18 protein-coding genes are annotated in these 20,479 nt (G+C 58.9%); 14 read left to right on the top strand and 4 right to left on the bottom strand.

All coding sequences use genetic code 11. The features are described from left to right. The first annotated feature begins 11 nt into the window (after positions 1-11). The 7 genes from D8U82_RS10150 (at position 12) to fabF (ending at position 7,868) form a co-directional block, all read left to right on the top strand. Positions 12-647, top strand: a complete 636-nt coding sequence (locus D8U82_RS10150) for an acetyltransferase (protein WP_125926364.1) — start codon at positions 12-14, stop codon at positions 645-647. Next, positions 644-1,753 (top strand): glycosyltransferase family 4 protein, encoded by a 1,110-nt coding sequence (locus tag D8U82_RS10145; protein ID WP_130902150.1) that lies wholly within the window; start codon positions 644-646, stop codon positions 1,751-1,753. The genes D8U82_RS10150 and D8U82_RS10145 overlap by 4 nt, the downstream gene beginning before the upstream one ends. Positions 1,754-1,850: 97 nt before the next feature. Next, positions 1,851-2,819 (top strand): SDR family oxidoreductase, encoded by a 969-nt coding sequence (locus D8U82_RS10140; protein WP_130902149.1) that lies wholly within the window; start codon positions 1,851-1,853, stop codon positions 2,817-2,819. Beyond that, positions 2,816-3,838 (top strand): glycosyltransferase family 4 protein, encoded by a 1,023-nt coding sequence (locus D8U82_RS10135; protein WP_130902148.1) that lies wholly within the window; start codon positions 2,816-2,818, stop codon positions 3,836-3,838. The genes D8U82_RS10140 and D8U82_RS10135 overlap by 4 nt, the downstream gene beginning before the upstream one ends. Positions 3,839-3,947: 109 nt before the next feature. Further along, a complete protein-coding gene (locus D8U82_RS10130; RefSeq protein ID WP_125926421.1) occupies positions 3,948-5,942 on the top strand; it encodes a nucleoside-diphosphate sugar epimerase/dehydratase in 1,995 nt (664 codons plus the stop codon). A gap of 110 nt (positions 5,943-6,052) precedes the next feature. Further along, positions 6,053-6,388 (top strand): helix-hairpin-helix domain-containing protein, encoded by a 336-nt coding sequence (locus D8U82_RS10125; RefSeq protein ID WP_056788395.1) that lies wholly within the window; start codon positions 6,053-6,055, stop codon positions 6,386-6,388. Between the two features lie 205 nt (positions 6,389-6,593). Further along, positions 6,594-7,868 (top strand): beta-ketoacyl-ACP synthase II, encoded by a 1,275-nt coding sequence (gene fabF / locus D8U82_RS10120; protein ID WP_130902147.1) that lies wholly within the window; start codon positions 6,594-6,596, stop codon positions 7,866-7,868. Here the strand turns inward: fabF and D8U82_RS10115 are convergent. From D8U82_RS10115 to eat, 3 genes are all read right to left on the bottom strand, one after another. Further along, the gene (locus D8U82_RS10115; protein ID WP_130902146.1) at positions 7,865-8,422 is read right to left on the bottom strand and encodes a TetR/AcrR family transcriptional regulator; all 558 of its coding nucleotides are present in this window, start codon (positions 8,420-8,422) and stop codon (positions 7,865-7,867) included. The two genes, fabF and D8U82_RS10115, sit on opposite strands and share 4 nt — an antisense overlap. Before the next feature lie 137 nt (positions 8,423-8,559). Continuing rightward, on the bottom strand, positions 8,560-8,727 hold the full coding sequence (locus D8U82_RS10110; protein WP_016770901.1) for a DUF2897 family protein: 168 nt from the start codon (positions 8,725-8,727) through the stop codon (positions 8,560-8,562). 129 nt (positions 8,728-8,856) lie between these two features. Next, complete coding sequence (eat, locus tag D8U82_RS10105; RefSeq protein ID WP_130902145.1) at positions 8,857-10,221, bottom strand: ethanolamine permease; 1,365 nt, start codon at positions 10,219-10,221, stop codon at positions 8,857-8,859. 423 nt (positions 10,222-10,644) lie between these two features. Between eat and kdpF the strand changes: the two genes are divergently transcribed. The 6 genes from kdpF to D8U82_RS10075 all read left to right on the top strand — a co-directional run bounded on the left by kdpF (position 10,645) and on the right by D8U82_RS10075 (position 18,812). Beyond that, a complete protein-coding gene (kdpF, locus tag D8U82_RS10100) occupies positions 10,645-10,734 on the top strand; it encodes a K(+)-transporting ATPase subunit F (protein ID WP_007899818.1) in 90 nt (29 codons plus the stop codon). 8 nt (positions 10,735-10,742) lie between these two features. Continuing rightward, on the top strand, positions 10,743-12,437 hold the full coding sequence (gene kdpA, locus D8U82_RS10095) for a potassium-transporting ATPase subunit KdpA (RefSeq protein WP_130902144.1): 1,695 nt from the start codon (positions 10,743-10,745) through the stop codon (positions 12,435-12,437). Between the two features lie 10 nt (positions 12,438-12,447). Further along, complete coding sequence (kdpB, locus tag D8U82_RS10090) at positions 12,448-14,505, top strand: potassium-transporting ATPase subunit KdpB (RefSeq protein WP_130902143.1); 2,058 nt, start codon at positions 12,448-12,450, stop codon at positions 14,503-14,505. Between the two features lie 230 nt (positions 14,506-14,735). Continuing rightward, a complete protein-coding gene (gene kdpC, locus D8U82_RS10085; RefSeq protein WP_041478316.1) occupies positions 14,736-15,281 on the top strand; it encodes a potassium-transporting ATPase subunit KdpC in 546 nt (181 codons plus the stop codon). Positions 15,282-15,425: 144 nt separating this feature from the next. Next, entirely contained in the window at positions 15,426-18,077 is a 2,652-nt protein-coding gene (locus D8U82_RS10080) for a sensor histidine kinase KdpD (protein ID WP_076563740.1), read from the top strand. Between the two features lie 48 nt (positions 18,078-18,125). Further along, positions 18,126-18,812, top strand: coding sequence for a response regulator (locus tag D8U82_RS10075; RefSeq protein ID WP_130902142.1), 687 nt, complete (start codon positions 18,126-18,128; stop codon positions 18,810-18,812). A gap of 118 nt (positions 18,813-18,930) precedes the next feature. Here D8U82_RS10075 and D8U82_RS10070 read toward each other — a convergent pair whose 3' ends face one another. Then, the gene (locus D8U82_RS10070) at positions 18,931-19,968 is read right to left on the bottom strand and encodes a patatin-like phospholipase family protein (RefSeq protein WP_039759961.1); all 1,038 of its coding nucleotides are present in this window, start codon (positions 19,966-19,968) and stop codon (positions 18,931-18,933) included. Positions 19,969-20,182: 214 nt separating this feature from the next. Here D8U82_RS10070 and D8U82_RS10065 point away from each other — a divergent pair, with 214 nt between their 5' ends. Continuing rightward, the gene (locus tag D8U82_RS10065) at positions 20,183-20,461 is read left to right on the top strand and encodes a hypothetical protein (protein WP_016770894.1); all 279 of its coding nucleotides are present in this window, start codon (positions 20,183-20,185) and stop codon (positions 20,459-20,461) included. The last annotated feature ends 18 nt before the right edge of the window (positions 20,462-20,479 follow it).

Below are 20,479 nucleotides of genomic sequence, written 5' to 3'. Positions count from 1 at the left end.
GAATGAGGCCCATGACTACTCTATCTGGTTTACTCATCCTTGGCTTTGGTGGCCATGCTCGCGCAGTGGCTGATGTCGCATTGGTGTCAGGTATAAGACAACTTCGCTTCATAGACAGCAATGCTCGCCCAAATGAAACTTTTGGTGAGTTTGCTGTACTACGGAGGTGGGACGAAGATCTGCCAGAAGGGTGGTTTGTCATGCCAGCTTCAGGCGATGGTCTTAGCCGGCAAGCACAGTACGAATGGGCAAAAGGTCGTGGCTGGCCTTTGGCTACGCTCATTTCGCCTACAGCTACGATAGGTGTCGGCGCGAAAGTTGGTCTTGGAACCTTTGTAGCACATCACGCTCATGTCGGCCCTATGGCCTCTGTGGGAATCGGGTGCATTGTAAATACCGGAGCCATTGTAGAGCATGAGTGCGTCGTGGATGATTTCACTCATGTTTCTATAAAAGCGGCTGTAGCAGGAAGAACCTGTATAGGGCGTTTTTGCTTTATTGGCGCTGGCGCGACTGTTATTGACGGCATCAAAATTTGTGATGACGTGACGTTAGGCGCAGGAGCTTGCGCGCATCGTGACTTGGAGACGCCGGGAGTTTATGTAGGAGTGCCGGCAAAAAAAATGATAGGGAAAATAGAAAATTGAAGGTTCTCCATTTCTTTAAAACCTATTATCCGCAAACGATGGGAGGGATTGAACAGGTCATCTTTCAACTTGCGGAAGGAGGACGAGAACACGGGGTTACTGCGCAAGTACTGTCTTTGAGTGCCCAAGGGGCTGCACGTAACGTAAAAGTTGGTGAGCACTTCGCTCACACGTCAAAGCTGGATCTGCACTTAGCATCCACCGGCTTTTCGTTGTCAGCCTTCAAGGATTTTACGGACTTGGCCAAGGAGGCTGATATTATAAATTATCATTTTCCATGGCCATTCATGGATGTTGTACATTTTGCCTCACGCGTACGTAAGCCAACGGTCGTTAGTTATCATTCAGATATCGTTAAGCAAAAGATGTTGTTGAAGTTGTATCAGCCTTTGATGAACAATTTTTTGGGAAGCGTAAACCGTATCATTGCGTCATCTCCAAAGTATATAGAAAGTAGTTCGACGCTCCAAAAATTCAAGGATAAAGTAACTGTCATTCCGATCGGCTTGGATAGGAATACTTACCCGCCTGTTTCATCGGAAAGGTTGAGTTATTGGAAGGAGCAACTCGGCTCGCGCTTTTTTCTTTTCATAGGCGCGTTACGCTACTACAAAGGATTGGATTATTTGCTTGAAGCGGCTCGTACGGCTCGATTTCCAATCGCTATTTTGGGGCAGGGGCCTATGGATGCCGAGTTGAAGGCCAAGGCCGTCAGATTAGGTCTTTCCAATATTTACTTTCTGGGCGGTTTGCCCGACGCTGATAAAACTGCGTTATTAATGTTGTGTTATGGTTTGGTTTTTCCCTCTCATCTTAGGTCTGAAGCGTTTGGGATTTCACTTCTTGAAGGAGCGATGTTCAGTAAGCCTCTTATCTCCTGCGAGATTGGTACGGGCACAACTTATATAAATATTGCTGGTGAGACAGGGTTGGTCGTCCCGCCCTGTAATTCTGATGCGCTGGCGCAGGCGATGATTACGCTATGGGAAAATCCTGAAGAGAGTAGTGCGATGGGGCACAGGGCAGCATTGCGTTTCGAGCAGGTATTTACAGCAGAGCGAATGGTTGACTCTTATACGCAAGTGTATCGTTCGTTGTTGAAGTGAGTCGAAAGAGGCTCTAAACACGACGGGTCTTTAGAGCCTTGAATGTAGGGTAGTCACCACTTTCGTTATTTCTCATTTACACATCTTCGAGTTCCAAATGATCCCCAAGTCTATTCTGGTTACTGGTGGTTCCGGCTTTTTAGGGAAAGCTGTTGTTCAGCGTCTTGCATTGATGGGGGCATGTGATCTCATTGTGCCTCTCCGAACGCTTGACAGGGAACTGCCTGAGGGGATTAAAACCGTAAAAATTTCTGGTATAGATGGTCAAACCAACTGGGAATCACTCGATAACGTGGACGTTGTGGTGCATGCTGCCGCAAGGGTACATAAGCTGCATGACCAGGCTGCTGATGCCCTTGCTGCGTTTCGCACAGTGAATGTCGAGGGCACGTTGAATCTCGCTCGACAAGCCGCTCATCGGGGAGTCAAACGCTTCATTTTCATCAGCTCCATCAAGGTCAATGGAGAGACGACGTTGATGGGCAAGCCTTACACTGCCGATGATGTCCCTGCCCCCAAGGATCCCTATGGCATCTCGAAATTTGAAGCGGAGCAAGGTTTAAAAGCTCTTGCAACGGATGCCGGAATGGAAGTCGTGATTATACGGCCCGCCCTTGTCTACGGCCCCGGAGTAAAAGCCAACTTTCTAAGCATGATGCGCTGGCTTGATAGAGCTATTCCGTTGCCTTTTGGTGCTGTTCGAAATCGTCGTAGTCTGATTTACCTGGATAATCTTGTAGATTTCATAGTGACCTGCCTTAAGCATCCTGCAGCGGCCAACCAAACATTTTTGGCGAGTGATGGTGACGATGTTTCAACTTCTGAATTAATGCGCAAGATTGCCGAGTGCCTGGGAAGACCGGCACGCCTGTTGCCCGTACCTGTTTGGGTGTTGAGCAGAGTGGCAACTATTCTTGGCAAGCGGGCCTTGGCTCAACGTCTTTTCGGCTCTTTGCAGGTCGATATCAGCAAGAATCGACAATTGTTGGGTTGGATTCCTCCCGTGAGTCTTGACCGGGGTTTGAGTCTCACGACGAAGCATTTTCTGGACTCTCGAAAATCATGAATTACGTTTGGTGTATTCCGATAGTTGCTGGCATTTCTTTTTTACTGACTTCACGGCTGCGTAACTATGCTTTGTCCCGTAGCTTGATGGATGTCCCCAATGCTCGTAGTTCTCACTCGACACCTACTCCCCGAGGTGGTGGGGTTGCCATTGTCGTAGCTTTTCTTTTTGCGTCGGGTCTTTTGTTATATGTTGACGAGATTTCATTAGCCAACTTCCTTGGTATGACTGTTGCAGCTACAGCCATCGCGGTTATCGGATTCATGGACGACCACGGACATATCGCCGCCCGCTGGCGTTTGTTGGGACATTTTACAGCGGCGGTCTGGTTGCTGGGCTGGATGGGAGGGTTTCCTCCAATCGTGCTGTTTGGCGTCTATGTCGACATGGGCTGGGCAGGTCATGTGCTGGCAGCTTTGTATCTGGTGTGGCTACTCAATCTCTACAACTTCATGGACGGAATCGATGGCATCGCCAGCGTAGAAGCGATATGTGCCTGCTTGGGAGCCTGTTTGCTTTACTGGTTGGCAGGTCTGGATAGCCTCATCGGGGGACCGCTGTTGCTCGCCGCTTCTGTGGCAGGTTTCCTTTATTGGAACTTCCCACCCGCAAAGATTTTCATGGGCGACGCCGGAAGTGGGTTTCTCGGCGTCGTGTTGGGGGGGCTGTCGCTGCAGGCGGCGTGGGTGAGTGCACCCATGCTATGGGCCTGGTTGATTTTGCTTGGGGTATTCATCGTCGATGCAACATTTACGCTGTTTTGCCGTTTGTTTAGAGGGGAGAAAGTCCATGAAGCACATCGCAGTCATGCCTACCAATTCGCCTCCCGTCGCTACGGCAGGCATTTACCCGTAACGATCGCTGTCGGCATGATCAATCTTTTCTGGCTATTGCCAATAGCCTTATGCGTGACGCGTTTTGGTCTGGACGGAGTTTTTGGGGTCATTTTTGCTTATATGCCACTTATTTTCCTGGCAATAAAATTTCGCGCTGGAAATAAGGAAGATTCAGCGGTATAGAACTAAGCAGCAACCACTCTGTCATTAGGTTTAGAGTGGTTGCGACACGCCTTTGAGGCTTCAGGTGAGGGGGCGGCAGAGAGGAGCGACTTAGGTGTTTGAAGAGTTTATGGATAAAATCAGAGCGTATTTGGTAGGCCTCCCTCGGCGTCGAAAAAGGTTGATTCAGGTCGCTACAGACATCGTGCTGGTCTGGGCCGCCCTGTGGCTGGCGTTTATCGTGCGTCTGGGCCTGGATGATATGTACAATCCCTTGAGGGTTCATTTCTGGCTCTTTGCCTGTGCTCCAATAGTCGCAGTTCCCTTGTTCATACGTTTTGGCATGTACCGTGCCGTCATGCGCTATTTCGGTAATGATGCCCTCATTGCCATTATCAAGGCCGTCAGCCTTTCGTCGCTTATTCTGGCTGTCGTTGTCTATTGGTACAGCAATCACGAAGCAGTGGTGCCACGATCGATCATATTCAACTACTGGTGGCTGAGCCTCGTTATCATTGGGGGGCTACGGCTGGTTATGCGGCAATACTTCATGGGGGACTGGTTTACTGCCGCCCAGCACGTTCCTTTTGCCAGTCGCGACGATGGACTGACGAAGGTTGCAATCTACGGGGCCGGTGTCGCGGGAAATCAACTGGTCGCAGCACTGCGAATGGGGCGAGCCATGCGACCGGTGGCTTTTATCGACGACGATCCGGGTATCTCGGATCGCTCTATTTCGGGCCTTCAGGTTTATAAACCCAAGCATATTCAGCAGATGATCGACGTAACGGGAGCTCAGGAAATACTGCTTGCGCTGCCATCTTCAACGCGCGCGCGTCGTAGAGAAATACTCAACCTGCTGGAAGGTTTTCCGTTGCACATTCGCAGCGTGCCAAATTTTTCCGATCTGGCGAGTGGCCGGGTAAAGGTCGAAGACATTCAGGAAGTGGACATTGCGGACTTGCTGGGTCGTGATGCTGTCCCGGCCCAACCTGATTTGCTGGAGCGTTGTATCAAAGCGAAGACGGTAATGGTCACGGGGGCCGGGGGATCGATTGGTTCGGAACTGTGCCGACAGATCTTTGCTCTGGCACCAACAACACTTCTGCTGTTTGAACACAGTGAATTCAATTTATACAACATTCTTTCGGAACTGGAGCAGCGCAGCTCACGGGAGTCTGTTTCTGTCCGTTTGCTGCCGATACTGGGATCCATACGTCATCAGGACAAACTGCTGGATGTGATGAAGACTTGGAAAGTTGACACGGTCTATCACGCCGCAGCCTACAAGCATGTGCCGATGGTCGAGCACAACATTGCGGAAGGCGTATTGAACAATGTTATCGGGACGCTTAACACGGCTCAGGCCGCCGTGCAGGCGGGTGTCTCAAACTTCGTTCTGATATCCACTGACAAGGCTGTGCGCCCGACCAATGTCATGGGCAGTACCAAACGTCTTGCCGAACTGACGCTGCAGGCGCTTAGCCGTGAAATTGCACCGGTTTTGTTTGGCGACAGGGCAAACGTCTCGCGCGTCAACAAGACCCGCTTTACCATGGTCAGATTCGGCAACGTACTAGGCTCTTCGGGCTCAGTCATTCCGCTATTCCACAGCCAGATCAAATCCGGCGGGCCACTGACAGTCACCCACCCCAAAATCACTCGTTACTTCATGACCATTCCCGAGGCCGCTCAGTTGGTAATACAGGCTGGCTCGATGGGGCAGGGCGGTGACGTATTTGTTCTCGACATGGGCGAGCCGGTAAAAATCGTCGAACTTGCGGAGAAAATGATTCACCTGTCCGGACTGAGCATCCGATCGGAGCGCAATCCTCAGGGCGACATCTCCATCGAGTTCACCGGTTTGCGCCCGGGCGAAAAACTCTACGAGGAATTGCTCATCGGGGATAACGTCGCAGCGACATCGCATCCGATGATCATGTGCGCCAATGAGGATCACCTTTCTTGGGACGTTCTGAAAACCCGATTGAACGAACTGCTCAAAGCCGTCGAGGCCGACGACTACATCCGCGTCCGCCAGCTCCTGCGCGAAACCGTCTCCGGCTACACCCCCGACGGCGAGATCGTTGACTGGATCTACCAGCAACGTCGTCTCGAGCCGTGATTGTTTCACATCCTGTAACGCTCGCATTTTTGACTTCCCTCCATCATGACCTACGTTTGGAGAGCAGCTTGGGAAAAGCTGCTTTCTAAAACGATGATGGAGCGTCACTTATGCGTACCGGTTATTTCTACTCGCTGATTTTTGCTTTCCTCACCAGCGCCTCGATTGCTGCGATTGCTGCCCCTGTAGCGCCCACCGAGACAACAAAGGCGCCTTTGCTGATGGATGCGGCTGCGCCCTCGGCAAGCGCGAAGGTCGATCTCAACGGCGCTGATGCGGCGACGTTGCAAAAGGAGTTGGCGGGTGTGGGGGAGGCGAAGGCGCAGGCGATTGTTGCGTATCGCGATACTAATGGGCCGTTCGCGTCGGTGGATGAGTTGCTGGAAGTGAAGGGGATTGGCAAGGCGATTCTGGATCGCAATCGTGAAAAGCTGGAAGTGAACTAAGCTGACAGTTCAACGCCGAGAGGCCGGTCTTTGACCGGCCTTTTTATTGGGTGCTGATCGGGTGGATGCCTGAACGCTGAAAATTACGGGTATCATATTGCGCTTTGATTATGCCTATAATAATTTCGCCCGGGACTGATTCAGCAGTCGAATCGCAGCACACCGGTGCACGTCGAATTTTGAATTGATAAGGGGTAACCACGGTATGAACCAACGTCGAGTCGTCGTCACGGGCATGGGCCTGGTTTCACCCTTGGGCAGTGATGTTGAAATTGTCTGGCAGCGTTTGCTGGCCGGTCATTCCGGATTGCGCAATTTGCCCGATGCGGTTGTGGCTGATCTGCCGACGCGGGTCGGCGGGAGTGTGCCGACGGTGGAGGAGGATGCCGAGGCCGGGTTTGATCCGGATCGTGCGACGCCGCCCAAGGAACAGAAGAAGATGGATCGCTTCATCATGTTCGCCATGGAAGCGGCGCGGCAGGCGCTGGAGCAGGCCGGTTGGCATCCAGCGGACGCTGAAAGCCAAGAGCGCACTGCGACGATCATCGGCTCGGGAGTCGGCGGTTTCGGTGCGATTGCCGATGCGGTGCGTACCACCGACAGCCGTGGCCCTCGGCGTTTGTCGCCGTTCACCATTCCATCGTTTCTGGTCAATCTCGCGGCGGGTCATGTGTCGATCCAGCACGGCCTCAAAGGGCCGTTGGGCGCACCGGTTACCGCCTGTGCCGCCGGGGTTCAGGCGATCGGTGATGCGGCGCGGTTGATTCGTGCAGGGGAGGCGGACATCGCAGTATGTGGCGGTGCTGAAGCTTCGATCGATCGCGTCAGTCTCGCCGGTTTCGCGGCGGCGCGGGCGCTGTCCAGCGGCTACAACGACACCCCGGAAAAAGCTTCGCGTCCCTTCGACAGTGGGCGCGATGGTTTCGTGATGGGCGAGGGCGCCGGTCTATTGGTCATCGAGTCGCTGGAGCATGCGCTCGCACGCGGCGCGACGCCGTTGGCTGAACTGGTCGGTTACGGCACCACCGCCGATGCCTATCACCTGACCGCCGGGCCAGAAGACGGCAGCGGCGCACGCCGGGCGATGCAATTGGCACTGGCTCAGGGCGGTGTGAAGCCGGAGCAGGTGCAGCATCTCAACGCTCATGCGACGTCGACGCCGGTCGGTGACCTGGGCGAGTTGGCGGCGATCAAGGCGTTGTTTGGCACGCAGAACAAGATCGCCGTGACTTCGACCAAATCCGCTACCGGTCATTTGCTCGGTGCTGCCGGCGGGCTGGAGGCGATTTTCACGCTGCTGGCGATTCGTGATCAGCTAGTACCGCCGACGCTCAATTTCGAAAACCCCGATCCGGCGAGCGAAGGGGTGGACATCGTTCATGGCGAAGCGCGATCAATGGCGATTGAATATGCCTTGTCCAACGGCTTCGGTTTTGGCGGGGTCAATGCGAGCGTGTTGTTCAAGCGCTGGGAGGGTTAATCGCTCGATTGCTTGAGGTGCTCGCGGGTGACGTCGAGGATGCGCTGGGCGAAGTCGGCATCCGCGACGCTGCGTGACAGCAGAAGAGCGCCGGCCAGGGTGGCCATGATGACAATGCTGCGATCGCCGATGTTCTCGCCTTCGAGCGTGCCCTGAATTTGTTCGAGGCGAGCATTGAGGACTTCGTCGCTGGTGGGGCTTGGCTGGCCGCGCAGGCCCAGCTCGGAGGAAATGGTCAGCAGTGGGCAGCCTTCGTGGGGCGAGGTCTGATGCCACTCTGACAGGTAGGTGTCGATGAATACTTGCAGCGGGTTTTCCTGCGCGAAGATTTCTTCGCACAGGCCCGCGACTTGCTCGCCGGCCTCTTGCAGGGCTTTTTCGACCAGTTCTTCCTTGGATCTGAAGTGCGAGTAGAAGCCGCCATGGGTCAAGCCCAGGGCTTTCATCAAAGGCTGCAGGCCGGTGGCGCCGATACCGTCCTTGCGAAATCGGGCGGAAGCTTCCTTGATGATGCGTTGATGGGTCTGGGCTTTGTGATCTGGCGAGTAACGCATGTGGAGCTCTCCGCGACGATGCTGCCATCTTAACCACGGAAGATTAAATGGTGACTGTACTTCTAAAATCTAAACAGCCTGCGGGTAAGTCCGATCGTGCTGAAAAAACAAACCCCGCCATTGCGGCGGGGCTCGTATCAGCGGTCTTGTGCATCCTTGGCATCCGCTTCGGCATTGCGCTGTGCGACGCGCTTGCGTTCTTCATCGGTCAGTTCGACCTTGTTGGCGGTGTCGCGCAACATCATCAATCCGCCAACAATCGAGCCGATCGCAACGACCAGAATCAACCAGGCATACCAGGGCATAACGGCTCTCCTTAATGGCAGTTCGACGGGCGAGGACTTCGCCGTGCGATGCTGCATACCACCTTTGAGCGAAACGACTTCGCGGTGGTTCCATTCTAGGCCGCTTATGCCCGGTACACCTGAACCGTGTTACAGACCGGTCAACATGGCATCCGCCGGCGCATCGGCGCGCAGTTGCCCGGTGAGCATGAAGTAGCAGAACCCCACCGCCATGAAACCGAGGAAAATCAGCCCGATCAGTGTGTTGAACCACGCCATCGCCACCAGGCAAACCACCGCCAGCACCAGCGCGATCAGCGGAACCAGGGGATAGCACGGCGCGCGGAAAGTACGCTCCAGATTCGGTTCCGATTTACGCAGTTTGAACAGGCTGAGCATGCTCATGATGTACATCACGATCGCGCCGAACACGGCCATGGTGATCATCGCTGCGGTGAGTGTCATGCCGCCGAGGTTGATCAGGCCGTCGCTGTAGATCGCCGCAATGCCGATAAGGCCGCCAGCGATGATTGCGCGGTGCGGGGTCTGGAAGCGCGACAGTTTTGCCAATGAGGCAGGCAGGTAACCGGCGCGGGCGAGGGCGAAGAATTGTCGTGAGTAGCCGAGGATGATGCCGTGGAAACTGGCAACCAGGCCAAACAGGCCGATCCACACCAGCATGTGCAGCCAGCCGGAGTTGTCACCAACCACGGTTTTCATCGCCTGCGGCAGTGGGTCGTTGATGTTGGACAAGGTGCGCCAGTCGCCAACACCGCCCGCGAAGAACATCACGCCCATGGCCAGCAGCACCAGGGTCAGGATGCCGCTGATGTAGGCTTTCGGGATCGTGCGTTTCGGGTCCTTGGCTTCTTCGGCGGCCATGGCGGCGCCTTCGATGGCGAGGAAGAACCAGATCGCGAAGGGAATCGCCGCGAACATGCCGGCAATCGCCGACGCGCCGAAGACGTCGGAACCGGCCCAGCCATTCAGGGCAAAGTTGCTGAAGCTGAATGCCGGCGCGACCACGCCCATGAACACCAGCAACTCAGCCACCGCCAGCACGCAGACGATCAGCTCGAACGTCGCCGCCAGTTTCACGCCGAGGATGTTCAGGCCCATGAACACGATGTACGCGCCGACCGCCGCGTGTTTCGGGTCCAGTGCCGGAAATTGCACATTCAAGTAAGCGCCTATCGCCAAAGCAATCGCTGGCGGGGCGAAGACGAATTCGATCAGTGTGGCCAGTCCGGCGATCAATCCGCCTTTTTCGCCAAACGCGCGGCGGCTGTAGGCAAACGGCCCGCCGGCATGGGGAATCGCGGTGGTCAGTTCGGTAAAGCTGAAGATGAAGCAGGTGTACATGGTCGCGACCATGAATGAGGTCACCAGAAAACCCAGCGTACCGGCCACGCCCCAGCCGTAACTCCAGCCGAAATATTCCCCGGAAATCACCAGCCCCACGGCAATGCCCCACAGGTGCAACGTGCCCAGCGTGGGTTTGAGTTGTGTGTTCATGCGCTTGCTCCCGCAATGGTTGGAAAGCTCGGGAGAGGGCGTGTGCAGTGGGCGTGCCATTACGCTGAAACAAGTCGTAATGAGTCCAAAGCTGTCGCAGCGGGGATGTTCGCAGCTGGATGAGCGTTTTTTTTGCGCCAGTTAGGAGCAGCGGAGTCTGTTATGCCGCCTTCGCGAGCAGGCTCGCTCCCACAGGTTTCTGCGTCGTCCACTCAATTTGATTCCACCGCATAACCTGTGGGAGTCGGGCTTGCCCGCGATGAGGCCCGACCTGACGCTGCAAAAACCTGCTGTAACGCCGGCATAAACCCACTCTTTACGCTTTCTTTATGACCCACGCCGCGCCTCGCTCTCGTTCCTTTACAGCCTCCTTCCCGACAATCCCTCCACACACGGCAATACGCCGTTACACGGAGATTTTCCATGAGCGTTCTGGACGGGGTGTCACTGCTGTTGGCAGTGGGGCTGTTCATTTATCTGTTGGTTGCGCTGTTGCGCGCGGACCGGAACTAGGAGCGGCTATGCACAGTTATGACTATTGGCTGATCCTCGGGTTTTTTGCGCTGGTTCTGCTGCCGGCGCCGTTCCTTGGGCGCTTCTATTACAAGGTGATGGAGGGCCAGCGCACCTGGCTGACGCCGATTCTCGGCCCGGTCGAGCGCGGTTGCTATCGCCTTGCCGGGGTCGATGCGCAGGCGGAGCAGAGCTGGCAGAAGTACACGCTGGCGCTGCTGGCGTTCAACCTTGCCGGTTTCCTGCTGCTGTTTGCGATTCTGCTGTTCCAGGATCACCTGCCGCTGAATCCGCAAAATCTGCCGGGCCAGGAATGGACCCAAGCGTTCAATACCGCGGTCAGTTTCATGACCAACACCAACTGGCAGTCCTACAGTGGCGAAGCGACCCTCAGCTACCTGAGCCAGATGGTCGGTCTCACCGTGCAGAACTTCGTCAGCGCCGCCACCGGCCTGGCCGTGCTGGTCGCGCTGTGCCGTGGCATCGGCCGTAAGTCGGCGCAGACCCTCGGCAACTTCTGGGTCGACATGACCCGCGCCACCCTCTATGGCCTGCTGCCGCTATGCCTGCTGCTGGCGCTGTATCTGGTCTGGCAGGGCGTGCCGCAAACCTTCGCTCAGTATGTGAACGCGGTGACGCTGCAGGGCGTCGATCAGATGATCCCGCTTGGCCCGGCCGCCAGCCAGATTGCGATCAAGCAGCTGGGCACCAACGGTGGCGGTTTCTTCGGGGTCAACTCGGCGCATCCGTTCGAGAACCCGACCGCGTGGAGCAACCTGTTCGAAGTCGCTTCGATCATCCTGATCCCGGTGGCGCTGGTGTTCACCTTCGGCCATTACGTCAAGGACCTGCGTCAGAGCCGCGCGATCATCGCCTGCATGCTGGCGCTATTCCTGATCGGCGGTGCGACATCGTTGTGGGCTGAGTATCAGCCGAATCCGACCCTGAACAACGCCGCTGTCGAGCAGACTGCGCCGCTGGAAGGCAAGGAAGCGCGCTTCGGTACCACCGCGACGGTGCTGTGGTCGGTGACGACCACGGCGGCTTCGAACGGCTCGGTCAACGGCATGCACGATAGCCTCAACCCGCTGAGCGGCATGGTCGCGCTGGTCAACATGATGGTCGGCGAAGTGATCTTCGGCGGTGTCGGCGCCGGGCTCTACGGCATGTTGCTCAACGTGCTGATCGCGGTGTTCCTCGCCGGTCTGATGATCGGTCGTACGCCGGAATACCTCGGCAAGAAACTCCAGGCCCGCGAAGTGCAATTGCTGGTGGTGACGCTGCTGGTGATGCCCGTCGGCGTGCTGGTGCTCGGCGCCATTGCCGCCACGGTTCCCAGCGCTGCGGCAACCATCAGCAACCCCGGCGCGCACGGTTTCAGTCAGTTGCTCTACGCCTACACCTCGGCCAGCGCCAACAACGGTTCGGCATTCGGTGGCCTGGGCGCGAACACGCCGTTCCACAACCTGATGCTCGGCCTGGGCATGTTGATCGGCCGTTTCGGCTACATCCTGCCTGTGCTGGCACTGGCCGGTAGCCTGGCGATGAAGAAAAGCGCACCGGTTGGCCAGAACAGCTTTCCGACTCACGGCCCGCTGTTCGTGACCCTGTTGACCGTGACCATTTTGCTGGTGGGCGGCCTGACGTTCCTGCCGACGCTGGCGCTCGGTCCTGTCGCCGAACATTTAAGTATGGGCTTCTAAGGAATCCATCATGAATATGCCTGCAATCAAACCCGCCGCCGTCAAAGCGCCGGAACAAGCCAAAACCGCGATCTCGGCCCTGTGGCGTCCGGCGCTGGTGCAAGCCTTCGTCAAGCTCGACCCACGGCAATTGGCGCGTTCGCCAGTGATGCTGGTGGTCGAACTGACGGCGATTTTCACCACCGTGCTGTGCTTCCTTCCGGATGCCGACGTGCCGACCTTCGTCGCCGCGCAAATCGCCCTGTGGCTGTGGTTCACCGTGCTGTTCGCCAACTTCGCCGAAGCCTTGGCTGAAGGTCGTGGCAAGGCTCGCGCCGACAGCCTCAAGGCCGGCAGCGAAGGCCTCAGCGCCCGTTGCCGCCAAGCCGATGGCAGCTTCAAGATCGTGCCGGCTGCCAATCTGCGCAAGGGCGACGTGGTGCGAGTCGAAGCCGGGGAAATGATCCCCGGTGACGGCGAAGTCATCGAAGGCATCGCGGCGGTCAACGAAGCGGCGATCACTGGCGAATCGGCGCCGGTGATCCGCGAGTCCGGCGGCGACCGCTCGGCCGTCACCGGCAACACGCGGCTGGTGTCCGACTGGCTGCTGGTGAAGATCACCACCAACCCTGGTGAATCGACCCTCGACCGCATGATCGCCCTGGTCGAAGGCGCCAAGCGTCAGAAGACCCCGAACGAAGTCGCGCTGGATATTCTGCTGATCGGCCTGACCCTGATCTTTCTGCTGGTGGTCGTCACCCTGCAACCGTTCGCGCATTTCGCCAACGGCAGCCTGCCGCTGGTGTTCCTCGTGGCGTTATTGGTCACGCTGATTCCGACCACCATTGGCGGTCTGCTGTCGGCCATCGGTATCGCCGGGATGGATCGGCTGGTGCGCCTCAACGTCATCGCCAAATCCGGCCGGGCGGTGGAAGCGGCGGGTGACGTGCACGTGCTGTTGCTCGACAAGACCGGCACCATCACCTTCGGCAACCGTCGTTGCAGCGCGGTGTATGCCGCGCCGGGTGTGACCGGCCGTGAGCTGGCCGAAGGCGCGCTGTTTGCCTCGCTGGCCGACGAAACCGCTGAAGGCAAGTCGATCGTCGAGTTCCTCCGTGGCCTGCATCCACAACCGGAGCCGGCCCCGGAAACCCTGATCGCCGTGCCGTTCAGCGCGGAAACCCGTTTGTCCGGCGTCGATTATCAGGGCCGCGTGTATCGCAAAGGCGCGGTGGATTCGCTGCTGGCGTTTCTCGGTCAACAGCGTAGCGATCTGGCCCCGGCGCTGGCGCGGGAAATCGACAAGATCGCCCAGAGTGGTGGCACGCCGTTGCTGGTCTGCGCTGACGGCAAATTGCTTGGCGCGATCCATCTCAAGGACGTGGTCAAACCAGGCATCCGCGAGCGTTTTGCCGAGTTGCGCAAACTGGGGATCCGCACGGTGATGGTCACCGGCGACAACCCGCTGACCGCTGCTGCGATCGCCGCTGAAGCAGGCGTTGATGATGTGCTCGCCGAAGCCACGCCGGAGAAAAAACTCGCGCGGATTCGTCACGAGCAGAACGACGGTCGCCTGGTCGCCATGTGCGGCGACGGCGCCAACGACGCCCCGGCGCTGGCTCAGGCCGACGTCGGCATGGCGATGAACGATGGCACGCAAGCGGCACGCGAAGCGGCGAACATGGTCGATCTCGACAGCGACCCGACCAAGCTGCTCGACGTGGTGCAGATCGGCAAGGAGTTGCTGGTGACCCGTGGCGCGCTGACGACCTTTTCCATCGCCAACGACATCGCCAAATACTTCGCGATTCTGCCGGCGCTGTTCGCCTCGATTTACCCGCAGTTGGGCGTGCTGAACATCATGCATCTGAGCAGTCCGCAGAGCGCGATACTCTCGGCCATCGTCTTCAACGCGCTGATCATCGTTGTGCTGATTCCACTGGCATTGCGCGGCGTGCGGGTGCAGGCAGCGAGTGCGGCGGCGTTGCTGCGGCGCAATCTGCTGATCTATGGCGTCGGCGGGATTGTCGTGCCGTTCGTGGGGATCAAGGTGATCGACATGCTGCTTACGGCGTTGCATCTGGTGTGAGGCTGAAAAGAGCCCCTCACCCTAGCCCTCTCCCGGGGGGAGAGGGGACTGACCGAGGTGTTTGTGCGAGGTTCGCCGACCTGAAATTCCGAGCCGAACTCAGGTCTTGAACAGCATGAAGATCGGCTCCCTTTCTCCCTCGCCCCCTTGGGGGAGAGGGCTGGGGTGAGGGGGAAAAGATCTCCCTGACACCCGGCAAAAGTTTGTCCAACGAATTCGAGGATCTTGAAATGTCCACAATGATACGCCCGGCCCTGACCCTGTTGGCGCTGATGACCCTGATCACCGGCGTCGCCTATCCACTCGCGGTTACCGGCATCGCCCAAGTCGCTTTCCCGGCTCAGGCCAATGGCAGCCTGATCCACGACGCTGACGGCAAAGTCCGAGGCTCGGCGCTGATTGCTCAGGATTTCAGCGGCGACAACTGGTTCCACCCACGGCCGTCCGCCGGGGCTTTTGCCACCGTCGCCAGCGGCGCCAGCAACCTCGCGCCGAGCAATCCGGCCCTCGCGACCCGCGTAATCGAAGACGCGCAAAAACAACAAGTCGCTGGGCAGGGGCCGGTGCCATTGGCCTTGCTGACCACCTCCGCCAGCGGCCTCGATCCGCACTTGCCACCGGCGGCAATTGCCTATCAACTGGCGCGTGTCGCGGCGGCGCGCAACCTGCCGGTGTCGACCTTGCAGCAATTGCTCGATAAGCACATCGAACAGCCACTGGTAGGACCGCCGGTGGTGAATGTGCTGGAGCTGAATCTGGCACTGCAAAACCTGTAATTCAGTTGATACCGATCGTTCCCACGCTCTGCGTGGGAATGCATCAATAGACGCTCTGCGTCTGCTTTTATGGGACGCAGAGCGTCCCGGGCTGCATTCCTACGCAGAGCGTGGGAACGATCATCAGGAAGAGAGACATCAAGCATGAGTGACTCCGGCCGCGCCGACGCATTGTTAGCAGACCTGCCCCGCGATGGCCGTGGCCGGCTCAAGGTTTTCCTCGGTGCCGCCCCCGGGGTCGGCAAGACCTACGCCATGCTTCAGGCCGCCCACACGCAGCTGCGCCAGGGCGTAAAAGTCCTGGCCGGCGTGGTCGAAACCCATGGCCGCGCCGAAACCGAAGCCTTGCTCGGTGGCCTGCCGCAGCAACCACTGGTGCGCAGCGAATACCGTGGCGTGCTGCTTGAGGAAATGGACCTCGACGGCATTCTCGCGGCCAAGCCGAAGCTTGTGCTGGTGGATGAACTGGCCCACAGCAACGCCCCCGGCAGTCGTCACGCCAAGCGCTGGCAAGACATTCAGGAACTGCTCGCCGCCGGCATCGACGTATTCACCACGGTCAACGTCCAGCACCTGGAAAGCCTCAACGATCAGGTGCGCGGCATCACTGGCGTGCAAGTGCGCGAAACCCTGCCGGACTGGGTCCTGCAGGAAGCTTTCGAGCTGCTGCTGATCGACCTGCCGCCGCGCGAATTGCTCGAGCGTCTGCGCGAAGGCAAGGTCTACGTGCCGGAACAGGCCCGCGCTGCGATCGATGCTTTTTTCACCCAGACCAATCTCACCGCACTGCGTGAACTGGCAATGCAGACCGCTGCCGCGCAGGTCGACAACGATCTGGCCCAGGGCTATCGCCAACTCGGCCAGGCCGCGCCGGCGGTGCGCGGGCGTTTGTTGGTCGGCATCGATGGCGATGCGCAGGCCGAGCGGCTGGTGCGTCACGCCAGCCGCGTCGCCCAGCGCCGGCATCTGCCGTGGAGTCTGGTACATGTCGACAACGGCAGTGCCCGTGACGAGCAATCGCGGTTGCGCCTGCAAAGCGCCCAGCAACTGGCCGAACGCCTCGGTGGCGAAGTGGTGCTGTTGCGGGCCGGCGAAGTGGCGAAAACCCTGATTCAACACGCCGCCGAACGCCGTGCCAGTCTGTTGCTGGTCGGCCAGTCGCGGCCACGGTTGCGCCGTCGACTGTTCGGCGGTGGTCTGGCGGCGCGCCTGCTGCGTCAGGCTCACGGTCTGGAAATAAACGTGCTCGACAGTGATCACGAGCAGCACCAACCGCGCCCGCGCAATTCAGTTACGCTGGTGTGGTTCGACTACGCGCTGGCGCTGGTCGCGACGTTGTTGGCCACGGCCCTGGCCTGGGCGGTGTCGAGTGTGTTGCCGCTGCCGAACATCTCGCTGGTGTTTCTCGCGGCGGTGTTGCTGGTGGCGGTGCGCAGTAGCCTCGGCCCGGCGCTGGCCTGTGCGGCGCTGTCGTTTCTCACCTACGATTTTCTGTTTATCCCGCCGAATTTCTCGTTCAGCATTCAGCGCGAAGAAGACGTGCTGACGCTGCTGTTCTTCCTGTTGATGGCGGCCCTAACCGGCAACCTAGCGGCGCGTCAGCGGCGGCAATTGCAGGCTTTGCGCGATACCCAGGAAGAAACCAGCGAACTGCTCGACCTGTCGCGCAAGCTCACCGCCGCGACCGACCGCCAGGCCGTGATCAGCGCCGCCGCGCAACACCTCGAAGGCTGGAGCGACGTGCAATTGTGCTTGCTCAACCGCGACGGGCAGGGCGGCTGGAAAGTCGAAACCGGCGGGCCACTGCAATTTACCGAGGCCGAACGCGCCGCCGCCGATTGGGCCTGGCAACACGATCAACCGGCGGGCAAGGGCACCGGTACCTTGCCGCTGGGGCGTTGGTGGTGGTGGCCGTTGTCGGTCGAGGACGGGCCGCTGGCGTTGCTTGGTGTTTGCGCCAAGGAAGGCCAGAGCTTGAGCGGTCAGCGCCGACGTTTGCTCACTGCGCTGAGCCAGCCGTTGGCGCAAGCCTTGGCTCGTGCGCAGTTGGCCGATGACCTCGAAGCGGCGCGTCTGCACGGCGAAACCGAACAGTTGCGCAGCGCCTTGCTGGCCTCGGTGTCCCACGATTTGCGCACGCCGCTGACGGCCATGCGCGGCAGCATCGACAGCCTGTTGGCCCTCGGCGAAGCGATCCCGCTGGAGGATCGCCGCGAGCTGCTCGAAGGCACCCGCGATGAGGCCGAACGCCTCGACCGCTACATTCAGAACCTGCTCGACATGACCCGCCTCGGCCACGGCGCCTTGAAGCTGGCGCGGGACTGGGTTTCGCCAGCCGATATCGTCGGCAGTTCGCTCAATCGCCTGCGCGCCGTGCTGGCGCCGCTGCAGGTCAGCACCGAAGTGCCGGCCGAGTTGCCGTTGCTCTATGTGCACGCGGCGCTGATCGAGCAGGCGCTGGTTAACGTGCTGGAGAACGCCGCGCGATTTTCGCCCAGCCATGGTCGCCTGCAACTGCGCGCCGGTGCCGATGAGCAGGAGATTTTCTTTTCGGTCAGCGATGAAGGCCCGGGGATCCCTGAAGAGGACCGAGCGAAGATTTTCGACATGTTCTACACCGCCGCGCGCGGTGATCGCGGCGGGCAGGGCACGGGGTTGGGGCTGGCGATCTGTCAGGGCATGGTCGGCGCCCACGGCGGGCGTATCTCCGTGGCTGACGGCATCGACGGGCGTGGCACCTGCATCACCTTGCATCTGCCGTTGCAGGCGCAACCGGGGATGGACGGTGAAGCTTGAAGTCGACTGCGCTACTCTCTTGCCAATCTATTGTGTTGATGTGAATTCATGAGCCAGACCGCGACCATTTTGATCATCGACGACGAACCGCAGATCCGCAAATTCCTGCGCATCAGCCTCGCTTCACAAGGCTACAAAGTGCTCGAAGCCGGCACCGGCGCTGAAGGCCTGGCGCAAGCTGCGCTGAGCAAACCGGACCTGGTGGTGCTTGATCTCGGCCTGCCGGACATGGACGGTCAGCAGGTCCTGCGCGAACTGCGCGAGTGGGCGACCACGCCAGTGCTGGTGCTGTCGGTGCGCGCCAGTGAAGGGCAGAAGGTCGAAGCGCTGGATGGCGGCGCGAACGACTACGTGACCAAACCGTTCGGGATCCAGGAATTCCTCGCCCGGGTTCGCGCGTTGTTGCGCCAGGCACCGGCGGGGGAGGCGCAGCCGGCGGCGCTGAGTTTCGGCCCGTTGACCGTGGATCTGGCCTATCGGCGCGTGCTGCTCGATGGCGCCGAAGTCGCCCTGACCCGCAAGGAATATGCGGTGCTGGCGCAACTGGCGCGGCATCCGGGGCGGGTGATCACCCAGCAGCAATTGCTCAAGGATATCTGGGGGCCGACGCACACCGAGGACAGTCATTACCTGCGCATCGTGGTCGGGCATCTGCGGCAGAAACTGGCGGATGACCCGACCCGGCCACGGTTTATCGTGACTGAGGCGGGGGTGGGGTATCGGTTGTTGAGTTAAGCTGGCTGAGCTGACGCTTTCGCGAGCAGGCTCGCTCCCACAGGGGAATGCATTTCAAATGTGGGAGCGAGCCTGCTCGCGAAGAGGCCATCAAATACTCCGAAAAATCCGCATCAGATCAACCCTGCTCCTGCTCATACCGATCCAGCGTATCACTGGCAATTTCCCGCCCCAGAGCGATCAACTCCGGCGCCTTGTAGAACTCGAAAAACCGGCACACCCGCTTCGGCACGTTGATCAGGATATCCGGCGGATACCCGGCGATCTTGTACTGCGCCAGTGAGGTCTGCATCACCTCGAAACTCTGGTTGATCAGATCCAGCAACGACGCTGGCCCGACGTTATCGATGATGAACGAACCTGTAGCGGATTTCGGTGCGCCTTCGCGTTCCGGGGCGGCGGCCGGTTGCTGGCTTTCCGGTTCGACGCCTTCGAGCCACGGATTGATCTCCGCTGCCTCGGCGCGCAGGGCTTCCTGTTCCAGCTTCAACAATTGCTCGGCCTGTTTACGCCGGAACGGCAACTTCGAACCCATGGATTTGATCAGGCTGTCGAAGCGCGAACGGAACGCCGCCGGTCGCTCGATCACCGGCAACTTGTACTGGCGCTGATTGGTGGCGTTGAGGTTGACCGCGATGATCAGGTCGCAATGGCTCGATACCACCGGAACGATCGGCAACGGATTGAGAATGCCGCCGTCGACCAGCATGCGGTTGCCCTGCATCACCGGGGTAAACAGGCTGGGAATCGCCGCCGAGGCGCGCATGGCCTGATGCAGGCAGCCTTCCTGAAACCAGATTTCCTGCTGGTTGGTCAGATCGGCGGCGACGGCGGTGTAGGGGATGCGCAGGTCTTCGATGTTGATCTCGCCGACGATCTTGCGGATCTGCCCGAAGACCTTTTCGCCGCGAATCGCGCCGAGACGGAAACTCACATCGACCAGGCGCAGCACGTCGAGGTAATCAAGGCTTTCGATCCAGCGCCGGTACTCATCCAGTTTGCCGGCGGCATAGATCCCGCCGACCACCGCGCCCATCGAACAACCGGCAATGCAGGCGATGTCGTAGCCGCGTTTTTCAATTTCTTCGATAACGCCGATATGGGCATAGCCCCGGGCGCCACCTGAGCCCAGCACCAGTGCGACACGCTTTTTCATCAAACTTCCTCCCGACAAGCCTGCACAATGCACGCATCGGCCAAGCGGCTCAATCGCCAAGGTCGTTGCGCGAAGCGGTGACGTCGTTTTTCGTTCGCGGCGCACGCTTGCGCGCTATGCTCTGCGCCACGTGGTTTGACCGGTCAGCGAGGCACTTTTTCGCCGCTTGACCGTCTTACCTGCACGACTGTTGACCTACCTTGAGGTGTGAGTGATGAAAGCCTGGATCTGTGTACCGTTGATGGCTCTGGTTCTGGCCGGTTGCGCCGGCAAAACCGCGTACCGCGACAGCTGCGGCAGCCAACTCGACGCGGCCTGGCACGAACTGGACCTGGCCAAGGCTGAAGGCTTCGCCGGCACCGTCAGCTATTCCAAAGCGCTGTCGCTGCTGACCGCCGCCAAGACCCAGCAACAATTCGAAGGCTTTGAAGGCTGCAGCAAGAAAGCCGAAAAAGCCCGCTTCTACATCCGCGAATCCCGCGCAGGACGTTAAAAAAGCAGCTGCAAGTTT

This window comes from Pseudomonas sp. Sample_23 (genome assembly GCF_004307595.1).
GTDB lineage: Bacteria > Pseudomonadota > Gammaproteobacteria > Pseudomonadales > Pseudomonadaceae > Aquipseudomonas > Aquipseudomonas atacamensis.
The sequence above is the reverse complement of the archived record's forward strand: the minus strand, read 5'-3'. Positions and strand labels throughout refer to the sequence as shown.

Coding starts and splice junctions, on each gene's coding strand:
- eat (WP_130902145.1), bottom strand. CDS start 10,221: ATGAACACACAACTCAAACCCACGCTGGGCACGTTGCACCTGTGGGGC.
- D8U82_RS10065 (WP_016770894.1), top strand. CDS start 20,183: ATGAAAGCCTGGATCTGTGTACCGTTGATGGCTCTGGTTCTGGCCGGT.
- D8U82_RS10140 (WP_130902149.1), top strand. CDS start 1,851: ATGATCCCCAAGTCTATTCTGGTTACTGGTGGTTCCGGCTTTTTAGGG.
- D8U82_RS10150 (WP_125926364.1), top strand. CDS start 12: ATGACTACTCTATCTGGTTTACTCATCCTTGGCTTTGGTGGCCATGCT.
- kdpF (WP_007899818.1), top strand. CDS start 10,645: ATGAGCGTTCTGGACGGGGTGTCACTGCTGTTGGCAGTGGGGCTGTTC.
- kdpC (WP_041478316.1), top strand. CDS start 14,736: ATGTCCACAATGATACGCCCGGCCCTGACCCTGTTGGCGCTGATGACC.
- kdpB (WP_130902143.1), top strand. CDS start 12,448: ATGAATATGCCTGCAATCAAACCCGCCGCCGTCAAAGCGCCGGAACAA.
- D8U82_RS10125 (WP_056788395.1), top strand. CDS start 6,053: ATGCGTACCGGTTATTTCTACTCGCTGATTTTTGCTTTCCTCACCAGC.
- D8U82_RS10075 (WP_130902142.1), top strand. CDS start 18,126: ATGAGCCAGACCGCGACCATTTTGATCATCGACGACGAACCGCAGATC.
- fabF (WP_130902147.1), top strand. CDS start 6,594: ATGAACCAACGTCGAGTCGTCGTCACGGGCATGGGCCTGGTTTCACCC.
- D8U82_RS10135 (WP_130902148.1), top strand. CDS start 2,816: ATGAATTACGTTTGGTGTATTCCGATAGTTGCTGGCATTTCTTTTTTA.
- D8U82_RS10110 (WP_016770901.1), bottom strand. CDS start 8,727: ATGCCCTGGTATGCCTGGTTGATTCTGGTCGTTGCGATCGGCTCGATT.
- D8U82_RS10115 (WP_130902146.1), bottom strand. CDS start 8,422: ATGCGTTACTCGCCAGATCACAAAGCCCAGACCCATCAACGCATCATC.
- D8U82_RS10130 (WP_125926421.1), top strand. CDS start 3,948: ATGGATAAAATCAGAGCGTATTTGGTAGGCCTCCCTCGGCGTCGAAAA.
- D8U82_RS10080 (WP_076563740.1), top strand. CDS start 15,426: ATGAGTGACTCCGGCCGCGCCGACGCATTGTTAGCAGACCTGCCCCGC.
- D8U82_RS10070 (WP_039759961.1), bottom strand. CDS start 19,968: ATGAAAAAGCGTGTCGCACTGGTGCTGGGCTCAGGTGGCGCCCGGGGC.
- kdpA (WP_130902144.1), top strand. CDS start 10,743: ATGCACAGTTATGACTATTGGCTGATCCTCGGGTTTTTTGCGCTGGTT.